Here is a 2,641-nt window from a genome sequence, read left to right on the forward strand (position 1 = left end):
GTCTGGGGGTCGCGGTCTTTGTGGGCGGGCGGCCCGAACCGCCCGAACCGCCGGACCCGCCTGAACCGCCCGAGCCGCCGGTGCCTCCCGATCCGCCGGAAGGGTGCGAGGTCGCGGACGGCGAGGTGGAGTCGGGGGCTGCGGACCTCGGCGTCCCGGAGACGGAACCCGTGGTGGTGGGGGAGGCACCGGTGGAGGGCGACGCGGACGCGGTGGGTTCGGTAGGTACGACCAGGCCCGACCCGTCGCGAGTGCCGCCGCACGCGGTCAGGGCCGCGGCCAGCACCGTCCCGACGAGCGGTACGACGGCCGCGTACCGGAGTCGGCCGACAGGGGATCTCGAAGCGAGTGGCTGGTTCACGCGTGACTCCTGGGGAGGCCGGGCGGGTCGGGCAGGTGTGGCTTGTGCCGTGGGTCAGCGGTGGTAGCGGAAGTAGAGGTCGCAGCGCAGGAACGAGGCGATCACCGCCTCGTTGTCCACGGGACCGGTCGGATCGCGCAGCAGGACGGCGGACGCGGCCCGCAGCACGGTGTCGTCGAGGCCGCCGAGCAGTTCGGCCGTCTCGCGTCGGCTCTGCGGGTCGGTCCAGATGCCGGTTCCGCCGATGGTCAGATAACGGCACACCAGGGCGGGGTCCGAGCGGAACTCCTCGGTCTGCTCCTCCTTGGGCGGGAGGAGGGGGAGTTGGTCCAGGGGCACGGTCCGGTCACCGGAGGCGTCCGGTGAGCCGGTGGCAGTGCTGGGGACCGCCGAGGGGTCGGTGCCCGGCGCGGCCGCCGAGGGCGCCGACCCCGGCGTGCTCCGCGGCCCGGACGACTGCACCGCCGACGACTGCACCGCAGACGACTGGACGAACCGGCCGCCGATCGCCGCCCACCCGGCCCCCGCCGTGACGAGCACCCCCGAGAGCACGAGCGCGAGCACCGGAACGGGACGCAACCGGCTTACTGTGACGGCCGTTTCGCCGTGCCGTCCGGGGACCGCGGCCGTCCCGGTGGCCCGCGTCCGGCCCGCTGAGCGCGGAATCGACCAGACCAGGGGGACCAGCGCCCCGACGACGCTCAGCGCGACACCCGTCACCCACCAGGGCGAGTCGACCACGCTCCAGCGGATGTCCGCCACCGCGCGGGCCGCGGTCAGCCGGGCGAACAGGAACCAACCGCCCAGCGGTACGGCCAGCAGGACACCGGACAGCACCAGGACCGCCGTGCACAGGACGGCCGAGCGGGGCCCGCTCACCGAGGCCCGTGCGGCGCGGGCGAGGCTCGTGGTCCACAGCGCGAACAGCGCGCCGCCGATCACCACGACCGCCGCCAGCGCCAGTACCTGGGGCAGGGGAGCGCCGACCAGGGAGAGCTCGGAGGCCAGCCCGTCGGCGGTCCTGGTGTCGTGCAGCCAGTCACCGGCCGCCCGCCCGGACAACTGGCTCCCGACGAGCAGGCCGAGACCGAGCAACGCCCCTGCCAGGACCGGCCGCCGGCCGGCCGCGTCCCGGTGACCCACCGCGACGGCCCGCCACCACGCCACGGTCACCACGCCGGCGATCGCCCAGCCGGTCAGCAACCCGGTCACCGTGTACGCGAGCTGGGTCCGCGTCGGCATCAGAGCGGCGACCAGCAGGGCGAGGTCGGTGAAGAGCAGACCCGCGACCAGGCCCGTGGCCAGCGACTCGAAGGGCGAGACACCCCAGGACCGCGCCGGGTCCGCGAGCACGTCGAGGCGGGCCGCGGGGGTGGGATGGCTGGCGAGACCCACGGCCCGCAGCAGCCGTCGGCGCAGGCCCGGCGGGCGGTCGGAGCCGATGTGGTCGGCGGCCGCGCCCCGCGGGGCACGCGGATCCGCGTCCGCGCCGAGATCGGCGTCGTGCTCCCGTGCACGCAGCACCGCGCACAGGGTGAGCCGTACGGTCAGCAGGACGATCGCCATACGCACCAGCAGCCCGGCGCCGAGCAGCGCGGGCTTGACCAGCAGTGCGACGCCGACCGGCACGACGACGGCCGTGAGCAGGATCCACCAGGCCCCGGTGGCCAGCCGCACCCGGCCCACGTCCCGCAGGCGCAGATGGGTCAGCTCGTGCCGCAACATGGCCTCCGCCTGCCGGTCGGGGAGGTTGAAGGCGTTGGAGTCGGCCACGATCCACGGCCTGCGCCGGGTGCCCGACGCGCGGGCCTGGACCCCGACGCGCCGCCCGCGCACCCACAGCGCGGGCCGGGGCCCGTCCGGGTCGGCCAGGGCGGCGGTGAGCCGGTCGCCGAGCGACGAGTCGTCGGGCCTCGCCCGCCACCACCACAGGTCGAGCCGGATCCCGGCCGCCCGGTGGAGCAGGGCGAGGGCCAGCAGGGCGAGCGGCCCGCACAGCACCACCGCCGCCTGGGCCAGCCGGACGTCGTCGACACAGCCGGTGAACCGGGCGAGCACCGCGTCGGAGGACCCCCCGGCGGCGGGCAGACAGGCGAGCTGGGCGGCCGGCCAGCTGTCCTGCCCCAGCACCAGCCACCACCAAGTGGCGAACGAGGCTCCGGCGCCCGCGACGAGGACCAGCAGCGCCAGCCGGGTGGTGGTCGGCAGGGGCAGCGGGCTGGACACCAGCGCGCGGGCGACGGCGCGCGGGTCGGTGCCGGGAGAGGAGGCGGGGGAAGG

2 pseudogenes are annotated in these 2,641 nt (G+C 76.1%); both read right to left on the minus strand.

Annotated features, from left to right (window positions below):
• A pseudogene (locus FNH09_RS49375) lies at positions 1-361 on the minus strand (hypothetical protein); the annotation flags it as partial.
• A 54-nt stretch (positions 362-415) separates the two neighbouring features.
• Positions 416-2,641, minus strand: a pseudogene (locus FNH09_RS47435) (hypothetical protein); the annotation flags it as partial.

It is taken from the genome of Streptomyces adustus (assembly GCF_009377175.1).
GTDB lineage: Bacteria > Actinomycetota > Actinomycetes > Streptomycetales > Streptomycetaceae > Streptomyces > Streptomyces adustus.